Genomic DNA, 3015 nt, shown 5'->3' with positions numbered 1-3015 from the left:
GCGCTGGAGGCATCGGAATGGGCGGGGCAGGCGTCCATGCGGACACCGACGACACCGACGGCGGCCATCGCGTTTGAACCTGGGAGCGTGCTTCCCCCTGACGCTGGCGTGCCAGCGGCGCTCCAGTTGATGCGGCAAAAGTGCAGGGGGACTGGAGACTCCGGCGGAGAAGCTGGAGCACATCGGAGCCAGCGATGCACAGCCTCGCTGGCTCCATGCGTGACAAGGCTTTTACGGGCTGTAGACCAGCGCCAGTTGGCCGCCTCTCTGGTTGTAGGGGTCGTCGCTGCCGATGAGCGAATTCCAGCCGCAGTAACCGCCTCCTGTCAGATCGACCAACCGCGCGTCAGGGCTGTAGGTCGCCGAGCCGACTTCGCTCCAACCCATCACGAGGAACTGGCTGTGCGCCACGGCGAAGGGGGTACCGCGCAGGTCCAGGTTGGCCAGCCCCACGGGGGCCCAGTCGCAGGACATGGCCGAGCCGTATGGCATCGAGCTCACCGTGGTGGGGCCGTGGGTGAGTTGTCCCGAGGAGGTGGAGAAGGTCTGGTCCGCCGTATTCACCTGCAGGGTGGCCGGGTCGATGCGCAGCTTGGAGTAGTTGGTGCGCACGGTGGTGCCGGGAGAAGCCCCGCCCGCGGTGTACTGGGAGAAGTTGGAGGTGCCCGTGTGCTTCAGCGACAGGTACTCGGTGGGGGTGCCGGCCATTCCGTGGCACCAGGCCGCCCAGGGCCAGGCGGTATTGCTGTTGAGGTAGAGCACGTACTCGCCATCCCCCAGGCTGGGGTTGAGGTTCTTGAGTTGCTGGCAGGTGGCCGGGGCGAGTTGCTGGAACGCCTGCCGCAGGTTGGGCAGGGGGCCGATGTGGCGCGAGTCCGGCGCCTGGGGGGTGCCGGTGGTGGCCAGGAGGCCGCGGATGTCGCGCGGAGCCAGAGGGCCGATGCCGCGGGCCTGTGCCGCCCCCTGGAGGCTGGCGACCGCGCCGGTGATGATGGGCGAGGCGCTCGAGGTGCCGCTGAAGGAGGCCGTGTAGTACTGGTCTTCGTTGTTTCCGAACAGGTCTCCATAGCCCGTCGTCACCACGCTCTCGCCCCAGCCGTGCATGTCCACGCGGGAGCCATGGTTGGTCCAGCACATGGGCACGCGCGACAAGGCCGTGCTGGCGCCCACGAGGATGGCGCCCGAATCACGGAGGGACCGGTTGAAGCGGCCTCCGTAGACGGCGTCATCCAGGTTGACGCTGCCGTTGCCCGCTGCTTCCACCACGGTGACGCCGTTGGCGGTCGCCGTGGCGACGGCGTCGAACTCGGCCTGCCAGTACTCCATGGCGATGAAGTTGCACTGGCTGAAGTTGCAGGTGCAGGGCGAGCTGTCGGCGGGGCCTGGCGCGTGCAGTTCGATGAGGATGACGCCCCCAGGGCCCGCGGCGGCGGCCGCGTTGGAGATGGCGCTCGCCGTGCTCTGGTTGCCAATACTGGACACACCCGCCAAGGCCTGGTCGGCGATGCCCGTCACGCCGTAGGCGTTGCGCACTCCGACGATTTCCCCGAGCACTGCGGTGCCGTGGTTGCGCCAGCTCAGGTCATTGTATTGCACCCCGCCCTGGTAGAAGAGGCCGGGCAGGTCCTCATGGGTGGTGCGCCAACCGCCCTCGATGTCCACGACCTTCACGCCCGCGCCCCTGGCTCCCTGCACGCCCCAGGCGTATCGGGCGTCGATGCCGACAGGCGCGGCGTTGAGGTAGCCCTGGTTGCCTTCGAAGAGCGGAGTGACGAGCGGGAGGTCGGCAGCGGCCAGCAGGCCGCGCAGCGTGTCATCCATCCCGAAGTTCACCATGGCCGGCTCCGCCGGGGGCTGGGCATAGGCCACCTCCACGCTCTCCAGGGCGTTGAGGGAGTCCACCAGCGCCTTCACGTGCTCGGCGCGCGTGCCCTGGCGCAGCGGCACGTCGTAATAGAGGTTGAGGTCCGCGAGCTGCCGCCCGCTGGCCGTCTCGCCTTGGCGCTTGCGGGTCTCCAGCAGGGCCTCGTCCTCCTGGAACAGCCGGGCCAGCCCGCTGGCGCGCGGGGCTCGCTCCAGCAGCTCCTGGGCGGCTTTCATGTCCAACTCCAGCCGGTGCTGACTCAGGCCTCGACCGGCGAGCAGTCGGCGCTCGGACGCATCGCGCTCGGTGGACAGCGCGGTGAGGCTGTTGCCCCGAAGGCGCACGCGGGTGCCCTCGTGGAACTTCACCACCACACGCTCCACCCGCGCGTGCTCGGGCAGGTCCAGGCCCGAGTCCTTCAAGGCGGCGAGGCGCGGTTTCAGCGGGGAGTCCGGCACATCGAGGGGCTGCCCCGCGGGAGCGGAGCGCGCCACCTCCTCGCTTACGTTTTCTGCTTCGCCGCAGCTGGTGCTCAGCGCGACGAGGCCCATGAAGAGGGCACCAAACCCGGCGCTGCGGACATGCCGAGGGAAGACGACGGGGGACGCGAGCGGCTTTTTTCTAGGGCTCATTTGGGGGCACCTCGGAGAGACGTCAGACTGCGGAACGCAGTCGGGCGGCCCTTGAGCAAGGCGAGTGCCAGGGAGGAACACCGCGGACGGTGTCCCGGTACGTCAGAAGCGTGGGGCTCACGTGCGCCGCGCTGTTTCCGAGCGCGCCACTGCGCCACCCTCGACACGGCCCACGCCTTCCCTGAACGTCGTCCGGACATGTCCGGGACATGTCCGGACATGTCTGAAGCGGGGCATGCTGAAAGGTGGGGGGCGCCGCGAGACGCGGCGGCGGCACACGCGAGCGCGTCAAGGCGGCTATGCGGTGGACGCGCTATCGTCGCGCCGATGATGAGTTCTCTCGACTTCACTTCCTGGCGGGGGCTCGCGGCGACGCTGGGTTGATGCAGACCGTGCAGCGACGGCGAGAACGCGAGAACCGCCAGAACAACGATCGGCTGAAGACACGCAGCTCCGCATACAACACGCTCGGCGGCTCATTCACCGAACGGGCTCGTGATTCCCGACCAGGGCCCATTG

1 protein-coding gene is annotated in these 3015 nt (G+C 68.7%); it reads right to left on the bottom strand.

Annotated elements, in window-relative coordinates:
* Positions 1-231 precede the first annotated feature (231 nt).
* The gene (locus G4D87_RS36080; RefSeq protein WP_163787339.1) at positions 232-2496 is read right to left on the bottom strand and encodes a S8 family serine peptidase; all 2265 of its coding nucleotides are present in this window, start codon (positions 2494-2496) and stop codon (positions 232-234) included.
* Positions 2497-3015: the final 519 nt, after the last annotated feature.

It is taken from the genome of Myxococcus vastator (assembly GCF_010894475.1).
Lineage (GTDB): Bacteria > Myxococcota > Myxococcia > Myxococcales > Myxococcaceae > Myxococcus > Myxococcus vastator.
Note: the sequence above shows the minus strand (reverse complement) of the source record. Positions and strands in the feature narration are given on the sequence as shown.

Excerpts from the sequence above, each read along its gene's own strand:
- G4D87_RS36080 (WP_163787339.1), bottom strand. The coding sequence starts at position 2,496 with ATGAGCCCTAGAAAAAAGCCGCTCGCGTCCCCCGTCGTCTTCCCTCGG.